We start from the raw sequence: 17,459 nt of genomic DNA, 5'->3' as shown, positions 1-17,459 counted from the left end.
AAATGTTTAAACTAGCCATAAACCGACCAATTACCGTGCTAATGTTTTTCTTAGCTCTTATGATTTTTGGGCTAATCTCTGCTTTTAGCATGAGTGTAAATTTATTTCCTAATGTTTCCATACCTCTTATAAAAATCACAAGCAAGGTAAATGGGGATTTAAATTTCGTAGAATCAAAAATCACCAAAGAAATAGAAAATGCTCTAAGTGAAATCGATGGAGTAAAGACCATAACCTCAGCTGCGTATGATAATTTTAGTGTGAGTGTAGTCGAGTTTAAACTAGGTAAAAATCTTGAAGTAGCTGCCAATGATGTGCGTGATAAAATAGGAACTTTAAGCCTACCTTCTAAGCCTGAAATTGAAAAAATCAGTTCAGATTCTGGTTCTGCTATTTCGCTTTTTTTATATTCTAAAGATAAATTACAACTCATGCGTGAAATCAATGATAAAATAAAGCCTTTTTTGCAAAGAGTTGAAGGAGTAGGTAAAATCGAAGCTAAGGGGTTTTTAGAACCCCAAATTCGCATAGAATTAAAACCAAATGAACTTAGAAAATACAATCTTAACGCCCTTGATGTAGCAAACATTATCAAAAGTCAAAATTTTAAACAAGCCCTTGGCGAACTTAATAACAATCAAGATAACTATATCATCAAAGGCTATTTTGAAGCCACAAATTTAGAAGAACTTAGCAATCTTCGCATAAAAACAGGGGTATTTTTAAGCGATATTGCTAATATTTCAAGCCTTTATGAAGATGAAAAACAAAGTGCTTTATATGAAGGTAAAGAAGGGGTGCTTTTAGAACTCGGAAAAATCACAAATTATAATACCCTTGAAATGATTAAAAATGTCAAAAATGCCTTGCCTATTTTAGAAAAACAAATTCCAAAAGATATAAGCATTAATGTGCTTTATGATAAAAGCTTAAATATCCACAAGCACCTTTCTCAAGTGATTTTTGATATGGTTTTGGGGATTTTTCTAACCCTTGTTATCGTATTTTTATTTTTAAGAAATTTAAGTGCAACTCTCATTGCTTGCATAGCTATACCTACTTCTATCATTTCAACTTTTTTTATTATCGATCTTTTAGGCTATGATTTAAACCGCTTAACTTTTATAGCTTTAACCTTAAGCATAGGAATTTTTATCGATGATGCTATAGTAGTGATTGAAAATATTGCCAAAAAACTAAAAACTTATCCGCCTTTACAAGCTGCTTTTTTAGGTATTAATGAAATAGGTTTTAGCGTTTTAAGCATAAGTATAGTTTTACTTTGTGTTTTTATCCCTATTTCTTATATGAACTCTATATCAGGGCTTTTTTTCAATGCCTTGGGCATAAGCGTTGCAAGTGGGATAGTTATAAGCTTTTTGGTTTCTGTATTTTTAATACCTAGTGTTGGAGCAAGATTTTTAAATCCAAAAGAAAGCAAGTTTTATAAAAAAACAGAAGCTTTTTTTGAAAAAATAGAACAAAAGTATGAAAATTTACTCTATAAAATTTTACAAAATAAAGCAAAATTTATCCTAGCCACTCTTGTTTTTGTAGGGCTTTCTTTTGCTTTAGCTACTCGTATAGGGCTTGATTTTTTACCTATGGAAGATGATAGTGAAATTCAAGTTTTGCTTGAAAGTAAAAAGGATTTAAGTTTAGAAGCCATGAAAGAAAAAAGTTTAAATTTGCTTGAAAAAATCAAAAATGATAGCAATGTCAAATACGCTTTTTTACTTGTAGGCTATGATGATGCTAAAGATGCTACAAAGGCTAAAATTTATGTTAAACTTAAAAATTTAGACGAAAGAAATTTAAGACAAAGTGCCATAGTAAGTTTATATCGTCAAAAATTTCAAGATGAAAGTTTAAAAATCAAAATTTTAGAACTTCCAAAGATAGAGGGTGCAGGCATTGATGATCCCGTGCAATTTTTAATCTTAGGAGATGATTTAAACACTCTAAAAGAAGCTGCTTCTCGGGCAAAAGAAATTTTAGGCACTAATGCACGCATTGTAGATATAAGCGATAATGCTAATGCTACAAAAGATGAAGTAGCCTTACACATCAACAAAGAAAAAGCCAAACTTTTAGATGTCAATCCTGAATATATCGCTGGGGTTTTAGGGTATTCTTTCTCGCAACTTAGCGTAGGAAGTATGGATAGAGGCAATTCAAAAGATGATATTATCCTAAGTTTTGCTCCAGAATTTAAAAAAGACATAGAAGCTTTAAAACGCATTAGCATTAAAAACAACCAAGGTATAAATTTAGAACTTTCAAGCGTGGTGGATTTTATATACAGCAAAGATTTAAAAACTATCAATCGTTACAATAAAAACCGCTCTGTGAAAATCACAGCTGGAGTGAATGATCTTTCCTTAGGAGCGGTGCAAAAACTTTTACTAGATAATATGGATAAAATTTTAAATAACAATCCAAGTCTTAGCTATGCTTTTTCAGGCTTTATCAATCTTTTAGGTGAAACCGTGCAAGGTTTTGCTATAGCAGTAGTACTTGCTTTTGTTTTAATTTATCTTGTTTTAGCCGCACTTTATGAAAGTTTTATTCTGCCTTTAATCATCATGATAACCATGCCTTTAGCCTTTGGCGGAGCTTCTATAGGGCTTTTTATCACAGGGCATAATTTTTCACTTTTTGTACTTATTGCCATCATCTTACTTTTTGGTATGGTGGGGAAAAATGCTATTTTACTCGTAGATGTAGCTAATAAAAAATGCCATGAAGGTTTAGATCCTGATAAAGCTCTTTTAATCGCTGGAAAATCACGCTTAAGGGCTATATTGATGACAACTTTTGCTATGATTTTTGCTATGCTCCCACTTGCTCTTTCAAGGGGTGCAGGCTATGAAGCTAATTCTCCTATGGCAATAGCCATTATCTTTGGGCTTATAAGTTCGACTTTACTTACCTTACTCGTAGTTCCTGCGCTTTTTAAATTTTGTTTTAAACTAGATAGCAAATTAAGAAAAATTTATGAGAGAGAAAAATTAAATTAACCAAAATGATTAATTTAATTTTTTAAGTATTATTCTTATAAAGTGCTTTTAAGTTATCATAGGCAATTTGTATTTTTTCAAACTGCTCTCTTGCGTAAGCTTTTTCTATTGCACTTTTTCCTTGATGAAAATCAGGATGATAAAGTTTTACCAAAATCAAATATTTTTGTCTAATTTCACTAAGATCATTTTGCGGAGTACATTCTAAAGTATTAAAATAATTACTAAAAAGCTTAGCTAAAGCATTAAATTTCCATTTCATATTTTCTTTATTGTGAATATTTTGGCGAAATTTTTTATACTCTTCACGGTCAACTTCAAAATTCACGCAATATTTTAAATGCTCGCTCTCATCTGCAAAAGCTTCAAAAAGTTCAAGGGTATTCTCGTTTTTATATTCTAAAATTAGAATATTTGTCATTTCATTATATTCTATATTATGATCTTGAAAATAATTTCTTATATAAGTAACAAATAATTTTTCATTAGAGCTTAACTTCATCAAAATTCTACCCGCAGCAAAATCAATCTTGATAAACAACATAGGCTTAAGCATATTATTTTGCTCAAAATTTAATCTAAAAGTTTTAAAATGAGCATCTTGTAAATTCTCTATACTTTCATTTGTGCTTTTGCGATATTTTTGATCTAAAACTTTTAAGAAATAACGGCGCTGAGGAATTTCATTTTCTTCAAAAAAAGAAAAAATTTTATTTTTTCGTCCTATGACCTTTGTGAAATTTTTGGTAATCAAGTCTTTAAAATACTGAAATACGCTAATATCATCTGTATTAACATTGATAGTTTCTAAAGTTTGCACGATTTGCATCTATTTCTCCCATAAAACCTCATTTTCAAAAAGCTCTTTAGTGCCTTTTAAAATTTCATTGGGTGTATAATCGGCTTTATAAGATAAAGATTGACACTTTTTTACAAAATACCCAAGATAAATATAATCTAAGTTCATTTTTTTAGCTATTTGTATTTCATTGAGCAAAGAAAATTTACCCAAAGAAAAATACGAAAAATCAGGATCATAAAAACAATAAATGCTTGAAATTCCATCCTCTAAAATATCAATCAAATCAACACAAACGAGCTTATCTTCTATATAAAATGCAAGCTCATATCCAAAATTCATAAAACCATCGACATAAAGATTATAATACTGTTTAAAGCTTAAATCATAACGCTTCCAGTTCTTTTTTTCTTCCATAAAACGATGGTATTTATCATATAAAAACAAATGTTCATTGCTTAAATTGGGTGTTCTAAGTATAACTTTGGTGTTAATATTTTTATTTACAACCCTTCTTTCACTTCTTGAAAAATTATATTCATTAACTAAAATTCTAAGACTTAAACATTCATCACAATCTTTACAAATAGGACGTGAAAAATACCTACCAAAACGACGCCAACCTCGTTTTATTAGCTCATTATTGATTTCTTTAGGGCAATTTTCAATGTATTTATACTCTATTCTTGAGCGTTTATCTTTTAAGTAAGGACACTGATCTTCAAGAGTACAAAAACCAATCTCAAGCATTAAATTTTCTTAATATCTGCATTTTTGATAAATTCGGAAAATTCATCCTGTAGTTTTTCTTGCTTTAAGAAAATTTCTTGCATTTCCTTATCTATGTTTGTTTCTTGATTTTTTTCGCGAATATCTTTAGCTAGTTTTTCTAAATTTTTTACACTTGCACCACTCTTGCTTGATTTCTCCGATAATTTTGGAGTATTGGTGTTAGCTTGCATTTCTTTTTTAATACTTTTAAGACTGTCTAAAAAATCCATCTATTATTCTCTACTTTCTCGTATTTTTTTAAGCGTAGCAGCTATTGCAGCTATAACTTCTTCTTTATTTTCTTGATGACGATCTTCTGTTTTTTCTAATAATTCTTGCATATGTGTTTCTATGAAAGAGGTGTCTAAATACCCCCTTCTAAATTCTCTTGTTTTTGTAATGGCAATTAAAAATGGTATTGTTGTTCTAATATCATCAATCACAAATTCCTTCAAAGCACGCTCAAGTTTATTAACCGCTAAATCATAACTTGTTGCTTTAATAATAAGCTTTGCAAGCATGGAATCATAATAAGGCGGTACAATATAGTCTTTATAAATATGACTATCAACCCTAACAGATGGTCCAAGAGCTGGGTAGTATTCTCCTATTTTTCCAGGACTTGGAATAAAATTTTTCCATACATTTTCAGCAGTAATTCTAGCTTCAATAGCAAAACCCCTAGGTTTAATATCGCTTTGTTCTAAGTCCAAAATTTCTCCTGCTGCAATACGAATTTGTCTTACAATAAGATCAATACCTGTAATTTCTTCAGTAATTGGATGCTCAACTTGAATTCTTGTATTCATTTCCATAAAATAAAAACGATTATAATCATCGAGCAAAAACTCTATAGTTCCAGCATTTGTATAACCTACAGCCTTAGCAGCTGCCACAGCTGTAACACCCATGGTTTTTCTAAGATTATCTGAAATTCCAGGGCAAGGTGCTATCTCAATTACCTTTTGATGTCTTCTTTGGATAGAACAATCCCTTTCACAAAGATGGATAATATTTCCATAGTTATCTCCTAAAATTTGAAATTCTATATGCCTAGGATTAACTACATATTTTTCCATAAATACTTCATCATTATTAAAGTATGTTAAAGCTTCTCTTTTGCAAGATTCAAAAGCATTTTCAAGATCTTGTTCTTTATGAACAACGCGAATTCCACGTCCACCTCCACCACCTGAAGCTTTTAAAATAACAGGATAGCCAATCTTCTCAGCAAAAATTTTAATTTCTTCCATGCTATAAGAATTTAATTTTTCAGTCCCTGGAACAATAGGTATGCCATTTTTAGCCATTAACTTACGAGCGATATTTTTATTTCCCATCTTATGGATTACTTCAGATTTTGGACCTATAAAAATAATTCCAGCATCTTCACAAGCCTTAGCAAATTCATAATTCTCACTTAAAAATCCATAACCAGGATGGATCGCATCAGCACCACAAGCCTTAGCAATCTCAACAATACGAGCAACATCTAAATATCCTCTTATAGCATCTGTTCCTATGCGATAAGCCTCATCTGCGATTTTTACATGCAAACATTCACGATCAGGCTCTGTAAAAACTGCAACACTTTTAATATGTAAATCTCTACAAGCACGGATTACCCTAACAGCTATTTCAGCTCTATTTGCTATGAGAATTTTATGGATTTGATTCATAATTTGCCTTTTTTGTTATATTTTTATTGTTAATTTTAGCAAATTTTCCTTACAAAAACTTAGCAAAAAAATTAATTTATTTTAGTTATAATAAAACTTTTTAAAATTTTAATTCCAATAAAGAAAAGTTATAATTATAATGGTTGCTGATAAAAGATTATTTTATTTAAGTTGTATTTTAATCACCATAGGAATAGTATTTTCATACTCTCTTACAGCTTTTACTGTTCTTTTTCTTGACTATAGCGAGTTTCATTTTTTTATTCGTCAGCTTTTTTTTGGAATTAGTGGCATACTTATAATGTTTTTTATTTCTCGATTGGATCCTGATAAAGCACTTTCTAAAAAAATTATTTTAGCTATTTTGATTATTTCTTTTATATTTATCATCATTTTGCCATTTTTACCTTCTGTATTAGCAACAGCTAGCGGAGGAGCTAAACGCTGGATACGCTTAGGCCCACTCTCTATCTCTCCTGTGGAATTTTTTAAAATAGGATTGATTTATTTTTTAGCATGGAGCTATACAAGGCGTATTGATGATAGCAAAAAAGCTATCAGATACGAGGCTTTAATTCTTCTGCCTTATTGTATCTTAGCTTCTATAGTTATAGGATATATTTATATCACTCAAAACGATTTAGGACAAAGCGTAATTTCTTTCTTTTTGATTCTAGCTTTAGCTTTTTTTGCAGGAGCTAGTAAAAGGCTTTTTGCTTTTGGAACTTTAATCATTATGATGATAGGTATAATGGTAATTTTTAGCAACCAAAGGAGAATTCAAAGAATCGCTTCTTGGTGGGGGAATATACAAGATGCTTTTTTACCTATGCTTCCTGATTGGCTGGCAAATGCTTTAAGAGTAAGCAGCAATAGCGAGCCTTATCAAATTTCACACTCTTTAAATGCTATAGCCCATGGAGGAATGTTTGGCGAAGGCCTAGGACTTGGAACTTTTAAATTAGGCTTTTTAAGTGAAGTGCATACTGACTTTGTTCTTTCAGGAATTACTGAAGAAATAGGACTCTTAGGTCTTGGAGTTATTTGCTATATTTATCTTTGGATGATTTTAAGAATTTTTAGAATTGCAGGAAGATGTGAAGCTAAACAAGATTTTATTTTCTGTTCAGGTATAGCTTTACTTTTACTTTTTTCTTTCTTTATGAATGCTTTTGGTATTATTTCTCTTACTCCACTAAAAGGTGTAGCGGTTCCACTTTTAAGCTATGGAGGAAGTTCAATGTGGGCAATTTGTATAGGCATAGGATATGTATTAATGATTTCAAAAAAGGTTAAATTATGACAATAGCTTTAACAGGTGGTGGAACTGGAGGACATTTGGCCATAGTGCGTTGCTTATTAGAAAGTGCGATTAAAAAAAATATAGAATGTGTATACATAGGCAGTCAAAATGGTCAAGATAAAGCTTGGTTTGAAAATGAAGTACGCTTTAAGGAAAAATTTTTTTTAAGCTCTAAAGGAGTGATTAATCAAAGCAAATTTGGCAAAATCAGTTCTTTACTCCACACCTTAAAACTCTCCAAAGATTGTAGAGAAATTTTTAAAAAATACCACATCCAAGCCGTTTTTAGTGTAGGTGGATATAGTGCAGCTCCTGCATCTTTTGCAGCTTTATTCTCACATTTGCCTCTTTTTATACATGAACAAAATTCAAAAAGCGGCTCTTTAAATATGCTTTTAAAACCTTTCGCTACAAAATTTTTTAGCGCCTTTGAAAAAGAAATTAGCCCTTATCCTGTAGCAGATAAATTTTTTGATAATGCTAGGATTCGCAAAGAATTAAAAAATATTATTTTCCTAGGAGGATCACAAGGAGCTCAATTTATCAACGAACTAGCTTTAAATTTAGCACCAAAACTTCAAGAACAAAATATCAAAATCATCCATCAATGTGGAAAAAATGATTTTGAAAAGTGCAAAAAACATTATCAAAGCTTAAATATCCAAGCTGATATTTTTGATTTTAGTTTAAATTTGGAAGAAAAAATGAAAAATGCAGATCTAGCTATATCAAGAGCAGGTGCAAGTACTCTTTTTGAACTTTGCGCTAATACTTTACCTACTATTTTTATACCTTATCCTTATGCAGCTAAAAATCATCAATACTTTAATGCTAAATTTTTACAAGATCAAGCTTTATGTCAAATTTTTATGCAAAACTCTATTAATCTTGATGAATTTTTTAAGTCAATATTAAAACTAAATCTAGAAAATATTTCTACAAGATTGCAAAATATAACCCAAAAAAACGGCGCAGATATGCTAATCCAAAAAGCTTTATTTGATAATTTGACTTTTATAAGATAAATATCCAAAGATATTTACTAAAATTCCAACAAAAACTAACATCAAAATAGCAAATGAAAAATTTTCAAATTTATCATGCAAAAAACCTATAATCCATTGTCCTTGTGCTGCAATTAAATATCCAAAACCCTGAGCTAAAGCAGAAAGTCTCGCTGCTATTTGAGCATTAGAGCTTTTTTGTGCAATAAAAAGCAACGCAATGCCAAAAACTCCACCCCATGGAAAACCCATGATAAAAGCACTAATAATAATAGAAATTTTGCTATCAAAAATAAAGAGCATACCAAAAGCGATCACATACATACTGCACAAACCTGCTATGTAAAAAGTATGTAAATTTTGTCTTAATTTTCCTAAAAGTAAAGGGCCAAAAAGAGACACTGGAGCTGCAACAAGTTGAGCAAATAAAACCATACTTGTAGAAAATTCTTTATCAAATCCTTTTTCTACAACAATTTGAACATACCAAAAAAACAAAGAATAAGCTAAAAAACTTTGAAATCCCATAAAAAGAGTAATTTTCCAAGTTGTTAAATTTGTAAAAAGATTGATTTTTTTATGAGCTTTTTTCTTAATGCGAAAAAATCTACCATTTTTAGCTTGAGGATAGTAAACTACTAAAGCTATAAAAGAAAAAATAGCCCAGAAAAACATAGCTCCAGCTAAATCAAATACACTAAGCAAAGGTATAGCTAAAGCAATACCCATAATCGAAGAAATACTCAAAACAAGACTATAAATTCCCATTATACTTGCCATTTTTTTTGGAAATTTTTCTTTAATAAAACTAGGAAGTAAAACATTTGCAATTGCAATACCACAGCCCATTGCTAACATTCCTAAAAATAAGCCATATACACCAAAATAAGAACGAATAATTTCGCCTAAAAAAATTAAAAAAATTCCAAAAACAATAGCACGAATAGGAGAAAAATACCCCACAATAAAAGAAATACTTCCAAAAGCTATCAAAGGAAGACTTGTAAGTATGCCCGCTACGGTTGAGTTTAAATAATACTTATCTTTAATAATATCAATAATAGGCCCCACTGCAGTAATTGGGGCTCTAAGATTAAAAGCTACAATAATAACAATAATAACATTAATCCAAAATATCTTTTTAAAAGAAGCCATAAAAGCCTTATTTGTTAAGTTCTACTTTGAATATTTTACCTTCTGCCATCTTAGGAATCCATAAAATATTACCTTCAATAAATATATCTGCAGGACCTTTCATCAAAGGAAGTTCAAGTTTTACAGATTTAACATTATCTAAATTATAAATATATCCATTTAGATTATTTCCCCAAGAACTTACCAATAAACCATCTTTATAAGGAACTATTCCATCATAAGATTCTTTTTCATTTTTAATTATACTGAGTTCTTTTGTATTTAAATCATAAGCCATTACAACACCGCCACTTACACCATCAGGATGATAACCAGCTATAAAAAGCTTATGTTTTTTTCTATCTAGATATAACCCATTTGGACCGCCAAATTTTGCTAAATCAAGTTTTAATAATTCATCATATTGCTTAGTTTTTAAATCAACCTTTAAAATAAGTCCTGTGCCAGTATCGCTAACCAAAAGCGTATTGTCGTCTAATTTTTCTATGTCATTTAAAAAGATTGCACCTTTAATAGGTAAATTAAAAATTTCTTTTTTAGTTTTAAGATCAAAACCGCGTAAAACATCGATATCTACCACATAAAGAGTTTTTCCAATCTCCATCATGCCTTTTGGTGCATTAAGATGGGTTAAAAATTTATATTCTAGCACTTTGCCATTTTTATCAAGCTTAGAAATAAATCCATCATTATCTTTCGCCAAAGGTTCAAGTTTTTCTCCTACATTAGATATATAAACATAGTTTTTATCTACAAAAATACTTTCAGGGCTTTTAAAACCATCAAATTCTTGATATTTTAATTCACTTGCACCAAGCAAACTTCCAAGAAGCGCTAAACTTAAAACATATTTTTTCATATTTTCTCCTTTATTTAAAAATATTTTCATTGAATTATATTTATTTGGATAAAAAAAATGTGCTAGTTTTTTGATAAAAAATACAAGTTTTTTGTCTTTTGATATTGCTTAGGAGTTTGCTCATATTTCTCTTTAAATCTTTCAATAAACCAAGCTACCGAAGAAAAAGCGCACTCATTAGCTATTTCATTGATATTTTTTTTAGAAAATTTAAGTAAAATCTTTGCTTTTTGCAACCTTTTTTCATCTAACCATTTTTTAGGACTTTGTCCAAAACATTTCTTAAATTCTTTAGAAAAAGTTGCTAAATCTAATTTCGCAAAATTAGACATTTCATTTACGCTTAAAAATTCTCTACCGCAATACTCAAAAAGTTGGGAAAGATCAAGGCGAAATTCTTTTAAAATTCCTGATAAAAAACTAATAAAATAAATATTCTTATTTAAAAGTAAATGTAAAAAAATCTCTTCAAATTTCAAACTCACTATAGGATCTAAAATTTGCGTATTTTCTTCAAAATGCGGTGAAAAACTTTCCAAAATTCCTTGCAAAATCTTATCATTTTTTACCCAAAAAATTTCATAGTTTTGAAACTTTTGATCTAGTTTAAAAAAATCTTTATACTTATAAATAAGTTCAATTAAAAATGCATTGTCAAAAAAAAATAAATAAGCTTCATAAACTCCTTTGCTAAGTCCTACATTGCTTAAAGTATAGCTCCCAGCTTTTAAAAACAAAGTTTCATAAGAGTTAATCTTATAATCTTTTGATGCAGTATGTAAAATTTTATATCCTTTGCGAACAAAAGTTAAAAGATGACTTCCTACATTAACAAAAGTAGAATGCGAAGTATCCGTTTGTGTATATTTAGCAAAAGTGCAAGATTTAATTTTTTTATAATTGACACCTTTTAATTGCCTTAAATCTTCTGGTAAAGAAAGAATTTTATTCATCGTAAATTTTGCCTACATTCTAAAAGATACTTTTTAAGATCTTTTTCTTTCATTAAAATTTCACGCATACAAACGCCTGCTATATTTATATCTTTAAAATTTTCTATATTTTGAGCATTGATACCGCCTATAGCATAAAGTGGAATTTGACTAAATTCAAGCAAGGATTTTAAAAAATCAATCCCTTTAGGCTCTAAACCCACCTTGCAAGAACTTTCAAAAATATGCCCTACAAAAGCATAATTTACCTTATAACTCATCGCCTCTAAAAGCTCTTCTTTACTATGGACTGAAGTGCCAAGTATATGAAAATATTTTATTAATTTAGGCTCTTTTCTTAGCAAAGAAAGCGGTGCGTGAAAATAACGATGCCCCAATTTTAAACACTCCCTATCAAAAAAATGCAAAAAACAAGTCACTTTTTGCTTTGCGCAAATGCTTAAAACTTCTTTTGCTAAATCATAATACTCAAATTCGCTTAAATCTTTTTCTCTTAAAACTATAGCATCTACCTTAGCCTTAGCAAGTTTTTCAATCTGCTTTAAAAAGTCTATCTCTACACATTTTCTATCGCTTATAGCGATGATTTTTTTATCCCACATAGATACTATCACTCATCACAGCTTGTAAATTGGATCTTTTAAGCATAGCTAAAATTTCATCCACGCTTCTATCATCTGAAATTTCAAACTGCTCATCGCCCTTTTTCTCACCCTTATGCTCACCTATACCCACGCTTACTCCTGCACTTATTTTGGTAGCACCAAGCTTGATAACCTCATCTCTAAAGCCTATTCTTTCACGACTTGAAATGGTAATGCCCGCAAAAGGCAAAAAGAGTCTATAAGCACAAAGTACTTGCAAAAGGCGTTTTTCACTCACATCTTTAGGATGGATTTTAGCATTATTGATAATAGGCCTTAAACGTGGTACTGAAATAGAAATTTCAGCATGAGGATAAGCTTGTTGTAAAAAATGCGCATGAAGTGCCGTAGCAAGGGCATCTTTTCTAAAATCATCTATGCCTAAAAGCGCCCCAAAAGCCACTCCACGCATACCTGCTTTTAAAGCTCTTTCTTGAGCATTAAAGCGATAAGGAAAAATGCGTTTTTCGCCAGCTAAATGAATTTTAGAATATTTTAAAGGATTGTAAGTTTCTTGAAAAACAGTCACATAATCACAACCCTTTTCATGCAAAATTTTATATTCATCTTCATTCATAGGATAAATTTCAACGCCCACAACCTTAAAATACTCTCTAGCTATCTTACAAGCATTTGCTATATATTCTACACTTGCAAACTCCCTACCCTCGCCTGTTAGCATTAAAATTTCCTCTAAACCACTTTTAGCAATGGCTTGCATTTCTTCGTGAATTTCAGCTTCACTTAGCTTAGCTCTTGCGATTTTATTACCTTTTTGAAAACCACAATAAACACATTTAGAATTACAATAATTTGACAAATAAAGTGGAGTAAAGAGAGAGATAGAATTTCCAAAATATTTTTGCTTGACTTTAGCGGATTTAAAGGCTAATTCTTCTATGAAATCTTCTGCTGCACTTGAAAGCAAGGCTTTTAAATGCTCTATACTTAAATGTGTTTGATTTAAAGCATTTTTAACATCTTTAGCGCTAAATTGACTCTCATCATAGCTTTGAACTTGACTTAAAACCTTATTTAAAATTTCGCTTTTTATTTCCTGCATGTGAGGTAAATGCTGCATATAATCTTGCATAATCAATCCCTTAAAAAGCCTGTTAATGGAGAACTTGCTTTAGCTTCACTCACACTTGCCAAACCTGCTAAAAAAGCTGCTCTTCCTGCATTTACCGCCAAAGAAAAAGCTCTAGCCATCAAGGCTATATTTTTAGCTTCAGCTATAGCCGTATTTACCATCACCGCACTTACTCCCATTTGCATAGCTTCACAAGCTTGCGCAGGACTTCCAATACCCGCATCTACAATGATAGGCAAATCAATTTCATTAAGCAAAATTTGTATAAATTCCTTAGCGCATAAGCCTTTATTACTTCCAATAGGTGCTGCTAAAGGCATGATAGCCGCAGCTCCTGCATCACGCATAGCTCTAGCTGCGTAAAGATCAGCATGCATGTAAGGTAAGGGCGTAAAACCCTCTTTAGCTAAAAGCTCACAAGCTTTAATCGTTTCATAATTATCAGGTAGCAAATACCTACTATCGCTTATCACTTCTATCTTGATAAGTTCTCCACAACCAAGCTCTCTTGAAAGCCTTGCAATGCGTAAAGCTTCATCGGCGTTTCTTGCGCCTGAAGTGTTGGGTAAAAGTGTGATATTTTTAGGGATATAATCAAGTATATTAGCAATTTCCCCTGTATTTGCACGGCGTAAGGCTAGAGTGATAATCTGTGCTTTAGCTTCTTCTATAGCTGATTTTATAAGCTCTAGCGAATATTTTCCAGAACCTAAAATAAATCTTGAATCAAACTCGTATTTGCCTATTTTTAATTTATCATTTTTTAAATTTTCTTGCATTTTTACTCCTTATTTGCTAAAAGCTCTAAAACAAGGTTGCTTTGATGTCCTGCACAAATATTTACCCTTGGTGCCATAAGTCCATTTCCCACCTTAGCACCATTTACCAAATCCCCACACACATAGAAATTTTTAGCAATTTTTCTTGTTTGTATGCTGTTGCTATCACCATAGCCCGCAAGCCCTGAAGCACAGATTAAAATACTATCTTTGTAAAATCTATGAAAATTTTGCGCCATCATCGCTTTTGCGATAGCACTATCAAAAGCTTCGCAAACTATATCTATATCTTTAAATAAAGACTTTAAATTATCCTCATCGATTTTTAAAGTGCAAATTTCAACGCTGATATAAGGGTTAATCTCGCTAATTTGCTCTTTTAAAGCTTCGGTTTTAAATTTACCCAAATCACTCACACGATAAGCTTGACGATTCAAATTACTAGGCTCAATCACATCAAAATCAATCAGCTTTAAAAACCCCACTCCACTTCTTGCTAAATTTATCGCTATATGTGATCCAAGTCCGCCTAAACCACACACCGCCACGCGCCCATTTTTAAGTTTATCGTGAAGTTTTGGAGTGTGTCTTGCTCTCATCATAGCATCTAGTGCATCTTTTGGAGGTAAAGTATTTCTTTCTATACAAAAAAGCTCATCATCTTCATTTAAAGCGATATTCTCTTTTGTTGCAAAACCATTGATAATCCATACATCATTTTCATTTTTGCTGATATTTTCAAAAAATTCCAAACTTGTTTTAAAGTCTGTATCAAGTTCTTTGCCATTAAATTTCACTCTCATCATCCACCTCCTACAAAGCTTACGATTTCAGCTTTATCGTTTTCTTTTAAAATCAAATTTTCAAATTCACTTTTTGGTATAATTTCTCCATTTAATTCTAAAGCGATAAGTTCTATTTTCAAGCCTTTTTCTTTGATAAAATCCATAAATCCAAGCTCTTTAAATTCAAATTTTTCTCCATTGATAATCATTCTAAACCTTTAAAAATTCTCTACCAAATCCCTAAAAACAAGACAAAGTTTTTCAAATTCTTCTATACTTACCCTTTCATCAATAGCGTGAATTCTATCATTACAAACCCCAAATTCCACTACCTTTACACCGTATTTTGCAAAATACCTTGCATCACTTGTACCGCCTTTGGTATTAAGCTCTGGTACTTCATGGGTGATTTTTTGAACGCTTTCATTCATTTTTTGAACGATTTTATTGTCGATATTTGTCAAAAAAGTTTCACTTGATTGTTTTAGCTCTAACTCATAGTTTAAACCATGACAAATTTTTTCTACATAACTTTTTACATCTTCTAAACTTGTATCAGGGGAATTACGCACATTAAACATAAGTTTTAAATCATTTGGTGTAACATTACACACCCCCATACCTCCACGAATATCAGTTATAACGATTTTTGAAGGACTAAATTCAGCACTTCCAGGATCAAGATCAAAACCCGCTAAAAGCTTTAAAACTGGCGCAAAATCATGCACAGGATTGATACATTTTTCAGGATAAGCAACATGCCCTTGTTTTCCACGGATTAAAAGTTTTCCATTGATAGAACCACGACGCCCTATTTTAATACTATCGCCGATTTTTTTAACACAGGTTGGCTCGGCAACCACAGCATAATCAGGTAGCATATCTCTTTCTTGCATCCATTCTAAAACAGCCTTAGTTCCATATATAGCTTCGCCTTCTTCATCACTTGTTAAAATAAGACTCAGTCTTGCTCCTTTAAAATCCGCATTCTTTGCCGCATCCACAAAGGCTGCTACTCCGCTTTTCATATCTTGAGCACCCCTTGCATAAATAAAGCCTTCTTTTTCCACAGGCACAAAAGCATTATTACTCCAACCCTCGCCTGCAGGCACCACATCTACATGCCCACCAAAAGCTAAATGCTCGCCTTCATCTTTAAATTTTTTAGTGAGTAAAAGGTTTTTAATGCCTTCTTTTTCTATAAAAAAAGCTTCAAAATCACTCAGTTCCATAGCGATGAAATTTAAAACTCCATCATCATTTGGCGTAACAGATTTAAATTTTAAAAGTTCGATTAAAAATTCTTTTGCATTCATTTTTTATCCTAAGAAAGTTTTATATAATAAATTAAGAGCAAAATACTCTATAATTATAGCTGAAATTATATTGATTATAAAAACAACTTTTGCACTAAAAACATGACTATATCTTGCCACCACAAAGGCTAAAGCACTTACCCAAAAAAGTATAGCCACAACAAGCCCTAAAGTCATCAAATAAGCATGATCGCTGCTTAAAACCACACTTGCAGCACTAAGCCAAAATCCTATCACAAAAGGATTTGAACCATTTAAAAAAGCTCCTTTAATATAACTTTTCAAAAGACTTTCTTTAAATTCTTTATGCTCTAAATTTAAGCTTTCTTTCTTTTTTCTTAGCATCAAATACGCCATATAAGTTAAAAAACAAAAACCAAAAATCGCCAAAGAACGCATAAAAATAACATTGTCTAAGAAATTTAAAAGCCCAAATTGAAGCAAAAAAAGATAAAGCATATCTATACTAAATGCTCCAAGTCCTACAGCTATGGAATTTTTAAAAGCTTTTAGCGCATAAGTTAAAATCAAAATATTTACAGGTCCAAAAGGCACACTCACTCCAAAGCCCAAAAAAACTCCACTTAAAAAAGAATCAAACATTACCATCTTTCATAAAATTTTCTATATCAAGTGCGATTTTATCAATAGCGCTTATAATATCTTCTATATAGATTTTATCAAAATACCGCTCTAAATTCGCATCTTTTTCGTAGATATTTAAAATACTTTTTTCGCACATTGAAGCATAACGCCCTACAGGCAAAACCGCCCCACTTGTGCCTATGCTGATAAAAAGCGAAGTTTGATTTAACAAAGAATAAAGCGTAGCATAAGCAGGAGCTTGCTCTTCAAACATGACTATATTGTGTCTTAAATCCTTACTTTTGCATTTTGGGCATTGTTTATCTGTGATTTTTTCATAACCTATATTAAAAATTTCTTCGCATTTTAAGCAGCGAAGTTCAGGCAAAAAGCCATGCAAATGAATCACATCTTTACACCCTGCACGCTCTAGCAAATCATCTACATTTTGCGTGATGACAAAAAGGTTTTTACCCCATTTTTCTTTTAACTGTGCGATTTTTTCATGAGCGTGATTTGGCTTTACATTTTGAAGTTGCGCCCTTCTTGCATCGTAAAAATCAAGTACTTTTTTAGGATTTTTTCTAAAACCTGTTGCAGAGCAAACCTCCATCACATCGTATTCTTCCCAAAGCCCGTCATTGTCTCTAAAAGTTTTAAGCCCACTTGGAGCAGACAAACCCGCTCCGCTTAATATCATAATGTTTTTCATCG

General features: G+C 31.3%; 18 protein-coding genes. 3 read left to right on the top strand and 15 right to left on the bottom strand.

The genetic code is table 11. The annotated features are described in order from the left end of the window. Positions 1-2: 2 nt before the first annotated feature. Complete coding sequence (gene cmeF, locus ELQ04_RS01410; protein ID WP_044778074.1) at positions 3-3,020, top strand: multidrug efflux RND transporter permease subunit CmeF; 3,018 nt, start codon at positions 3-5, stop codon at positions 3,018-3,020. A gap of 22 nt (positions 3,021-3,042) precedes the next feature. On the opposite strand, the gene ELQ04_RS01405 is transcribed toward cmeF, so the two are convergent. Genes ELQ04_RS01405 through ELQ04_RS01390 form a run of 4 tightly spaced genes read right to left on the bottom strand, consistent with a single transcriptional unit; the run spans position 3,043 to position 6,269 of the window. Further along, on the bottom strand, positions 3,043-3,849 hold the full coding sequence (locus ELQ04_RS01405) for an adenylosuccinate lyase (RefSeq protein WP_002936599.1): 807 nt from the start codon (positions 3,847-3,849) through the stop codon (positions 3,043-3,045). After that, positions 3,850-4,569 (bottom strand): arginyltransferase, encoded by a 720-nt coding sequence (locus ELQ04_RS01400; protein WP_002853863.1) that lies wholly within the window; start codon positions 4,567-4,569, stop codon positions 3,850-3,852. Next, positions 4,569-4,820, bottom strand: coding sequence for a hypothetical protein (locus ELQ04_RS01395; RefSeq protein ID WP_134224424.1), 252 nt, complete (start codon positions 4,818-4,820; stop codon positions 4,569-4,571). The genes ELQ04_RS01400 and ELQ04_RS01395 overlap by 1 nt, the downstream gene beginning before the upstream one ends. Positions 4,821-4,823: 3 nt before the next feature. Continuing rightward, the gene (locus ELQ04_RS01390) at positions 4,824-6,269 is read right to left on the bottom strand and encodes an acetyl-CoA carboxylase subunit A (RefSeq protein WP_002936606.1); all 1,446 of its coding nucleotides are present in this window, start codon (positions 6,267-6,269) and stop codon (positions 4,824-4,826) included. A 139-nt stretch (positions 6,270-6,408) separates the two neighbouring features. Between ELQ04_RS01390 and ftsW the strand changes: the two genes are divergently transcribed. After that, the gene (gene ftsW / locus ELQ04_RS01385) at positions 6,409-7,572 is read left to right on the top strand and encodes a putative lipid II flippase FtsW (protein ID WP_134224423.1); all 1,164 of its coding nucleotides are present in this window, start codon (positions 6,409-6,411) and stop codon (positions 7,570-7,572) included. Beyond that, positions 7,569-8,597: an undecaprenyldiphospho-muramoylpentapeptide beta-N-acetylglucosaminyltransferase gene (gene murG, locus ELQ04_RS01380; protein WP_002936618.1), complete on the top strand. Its 1,029-nt coding sequence runs from the start codon at positions 7,569-7,571 to the stop codon at positions 8,595-8,597. The genes ftsW and murG overlap by 4 nt, the downstream gene beginning before the upstream one ends. On the opposite strand, the gene ELQ04_RS01375 is transcribed toward murG, so the two are convergent. The 11 genes from ELQ04_RS01375 to ELQ04_RS01325 all read right to left on the bottom strand — a co-directional run bounded on the left by ELQ04_RS01375 (position 8,568) and on the right by ELQ04_RS01325 (position 17,457). Further along, positions 8,568-9,731 carry a CynX/NimT family MFS transporter gene (locus tag ELQ04_RS01375; RefSeq protein WP_002894504.1) on the bottom strand — a complete coding sequence of 388 codons (1,164 nt, stop codon included), beginning with the start codon at positions 9,729-9,731 and terminating at the stop codon, positions 8,568-8,570. The two genes, murG and ELQ04_RS01375, sit on opposite strands and share 30 nt — an antisense overlap. Positions 9,732-9,738: 7 nt before the next feature. Next, a complete protein-coding gene (locus ELQ04_RS01370; RefSeq protein ID WP_002894502.1) occupies positions 9,739-10,590 on the bottom strand; it encodes an ATP-binding protein in 852 nt (283 codons plus the stop codon). A 62-nt stretch (positions 10,591-10,652) separates the two neighbouring features. Then, complete coding sequence (locus ELQ04_RS01365; RefSeq protein ID WP_002936623.1) at positions 10,653-11,543, bottom strand: AraC family transcriptional regulator; 891 nt, start codon at positions 11,541-11,543, stop codon at positions 10,653-10,655. After that, positions 11,540-12,145, bottom strand: coding sequence for a thiamine phosphate synthase (locus tag ELQ04_RS01360; RefSeq protein ID WP_002868654.1), 606 nt, complete (start codon positions 12,143-12,145; stop codon positions 11,540-11,542). The genes ELQ04_RS01365 and ELQ04_RS01360 overlap by 4 nt, the downstream gene beginning before the upstream one ends. Beyond that, positions 12,135-13,280, bottom strand: coding sequence for a 2-iminoacetate synthase ThiH (gene thiH / locus ELQ04_RS01355; RefSeq protein ID WP_002936626.1), 1,146 nt, complete (start codon positions 13,278-13,280; stop codon positions 12,135-12,137). The genes ELQ04_RS01360 and thiH overlap by 11 nt, the downstream gene beginning before the upstream one ends. A 2-nt stretch (positions 13,281-13,282) precedes the next feature. After that, entirely contained in the window at positions 13,283-14,059 is a 777-nt protein-coding gene (locus ELQ04_RS01350; protein WP_002936629.1) for a thiazole synthase, read from the bottom strand. Between the two features lie 2 nt (positions 14,060-14,061). Beyond that, positions 14,062-14,865, bottom strand: a complete 804-nt coding sequence (gene thiF, locus ELQ04_RS01345; protein WP_079264648.1) for a thiamine biosynthesis protein ThiF — start codon at positions 14,863-14,865, stop codon at positions 14,062-14,064. After that, a complete protein-coding gene (gene thiS / locus ELQ04_RS01340) occupies positions 14,862-15,053 on the bottom strand; it encodes a sulfur carrier protein ThiS (RefSeq protein ID WP_002936633.1) in 192 nt (63 codons plus the stop codon). The genes thiF and thiS overlap by 4 nt, the downstream gene beginning before the upstream one ends. A gap of 9 nt (positions 15,054-15,062) precedes the next feature. Then, positions 15,063-16,160 (bottom strand): succinyl-diaminopimelate desuccinylase, encoded by a 1,098-nt coding sequence (dapE, locus tag ELQ04_RS01335; RefSeq protein ID WP_002936635.1) that lies wholly within the window; start codon positions 16,158-16,160, stop codon positions 15,063-15,065. 3 nt (positions 16,161-16,163) lie between these two features. Further along, positions 16,164-16,763: a LysE family translocator gene (locus tag ELQ04_RS01330; RefSeq protein WP_002861777.1), complete on the bottom strand. Its 600-nt coding sequence runs from the start codon at positions 16,761-16,763 to the stop codon at positions 16,164-16,166. Then, positions 16,756-17,457, bottom strand: a complete 702-nt coding sequence (locus tag ELQ04_RS01325) for an NAD-dependent deacetylase (protein ID WP_002936643.1) — start codon at positions 17,455-17,457, stop codon at positions 16,756-16,758. Before ELQ04_RS01325 ends, ELQ04_RS01330 begins: the two co-directional genes overlap by 8 nt. Positions 17,458-17,459 lie beyond the last annotated feature (2 nt).

Source organism: Campylobacter sp. CH278 (assembly GCF_004378845.1).
Lineage (GTDB): Bacteria > Campylobacterota > Campylobacteria > Campylobacterales > Campylobacteraceae > Campylobacter_D > Campylobacter_D jejuni.
The sequence above is the reverse complement of the archived record's forward strand: the minus strand, read 5'-3'. Positions and strand labels throughout refer to the sequence as shown.

Coding starts and splice junctions, on each gene's coding strand:
- ELQ04_RS01330 (WP_002861777.1), bottom strand. CDS start 16,763: ATGTTTGATTCTTTTTTAAGTGGAGTTTTTTTGGGCTTTGGAGTGAGT.
- ELQ04_RS01350 (WP_002936629.1), bottom strand. CDS start 14,059: ATGCAAGAAAATTTAAAAAATGATAAATTAAAAATAGGCAAATACGAG.
- murG (WP_002936618.1), top strand. CDS start 7,569: ATGACAATAGCTTTAACAGGTGGTGGAACTGGAGGACATTTGGCCATA.
- ELQ04_RS01390 (WP_002936606.1), bottom strand. CDS start 6,269: ATGAATCAAATCCATAAAATTCTCATAGCAAATAGAGCTGAAATAGCT.
- ELQ04_RS01375 (WP_002894504.1), bottom strand. CDS start 9,731: ATGGCTTCTTTTAAAAAGATATTTTGGATTAATGTTATTATTGTTATT.
- thiH (WP_002936626.1), bottom strand. CDS start 13,280: ATGCAAGATTATATGCAGCATTTACCTCACATGCAGGAAATAAAAAGC.
- ELQ04_RS01400 (WP_002853863.1), bottom strand. CDS start 4,569: ATGCTTGAGATTGGTTTTTGTACTCTTGAAGATCAGTGTCCTTACTTA.
- ELQ04_RS01325 (WP_002936643.1), bottom strand. CDS start 17,457: ATGAAAAACATTATGATATTAAGCGGAGCGGGTTTGTCTGCTCCAAGT.
- ELQ04_RS01395 (WP_134224424.1), bottom strand. CDS start 4,820: ATGGATTTTTTAGACAGTCTTAAAAGTATTAAAAAAGAAATGCAAGCT.
- ELQ04_RS01405 (WP_002936599.1), bottom strand. CDS start 3,849: ATGCAAATCGTGCAAACTTTAGAAACTATCAATGTTAATACAGATGAT.
- ELQ04_RS01365 (WP_002936623.1), bottom strand. CDS start 11,543: ATGAATAAAATTCTTTCTTTACCAGAAGATTTAAGGCAATTAAAAGGT.
- thiF (WP_079264648.1), bottom strand. CDS start 14,865: ATGATGAGAGTGAAATTTAATGGCAAAGAACTTGATACAGACTTTAAA.
- cmeF (WP_044778074.1), top strand. CDS start 3: ATGTTTAAACTAGCCATAAACCGACCAATTACCGTGCTAATGTTTTTC.
- ftsW (WP_134224423.1), top strand. CDS start 6,409: ATGGTTGCTGATAAAAGATTATTTTATTTAAGTTGTATTTTAATCACC.
- dapE (WP_002936635.1), bottom strand. CDS start 16,160: ATGAATGCAAAAGAATTTTTAATCGAACTTTTAAAATTTAAATCTGTT.
- thiS (WP_002936633.1), bottom strand. CDS start 15,053: ATGATTATCAATGGAGAAAAATTTGAATTTAAAGAGCTTGGATTTATG.
- ELQ04_RS01370 (WP_002894502.1), bottom strand. CDS start 10,590: ATGAAAAAATATGTTTTAAGTTTAGCGCTTCTTGGAAGTTTGCTTGGT.
- ELQ04_RS01360 (WP_002868654.1), bottom strand. CDS start 12,145: ATGTGGGATAAAAAAATCATCGCTATAAGCGATAGAAAATGTGTAGAG.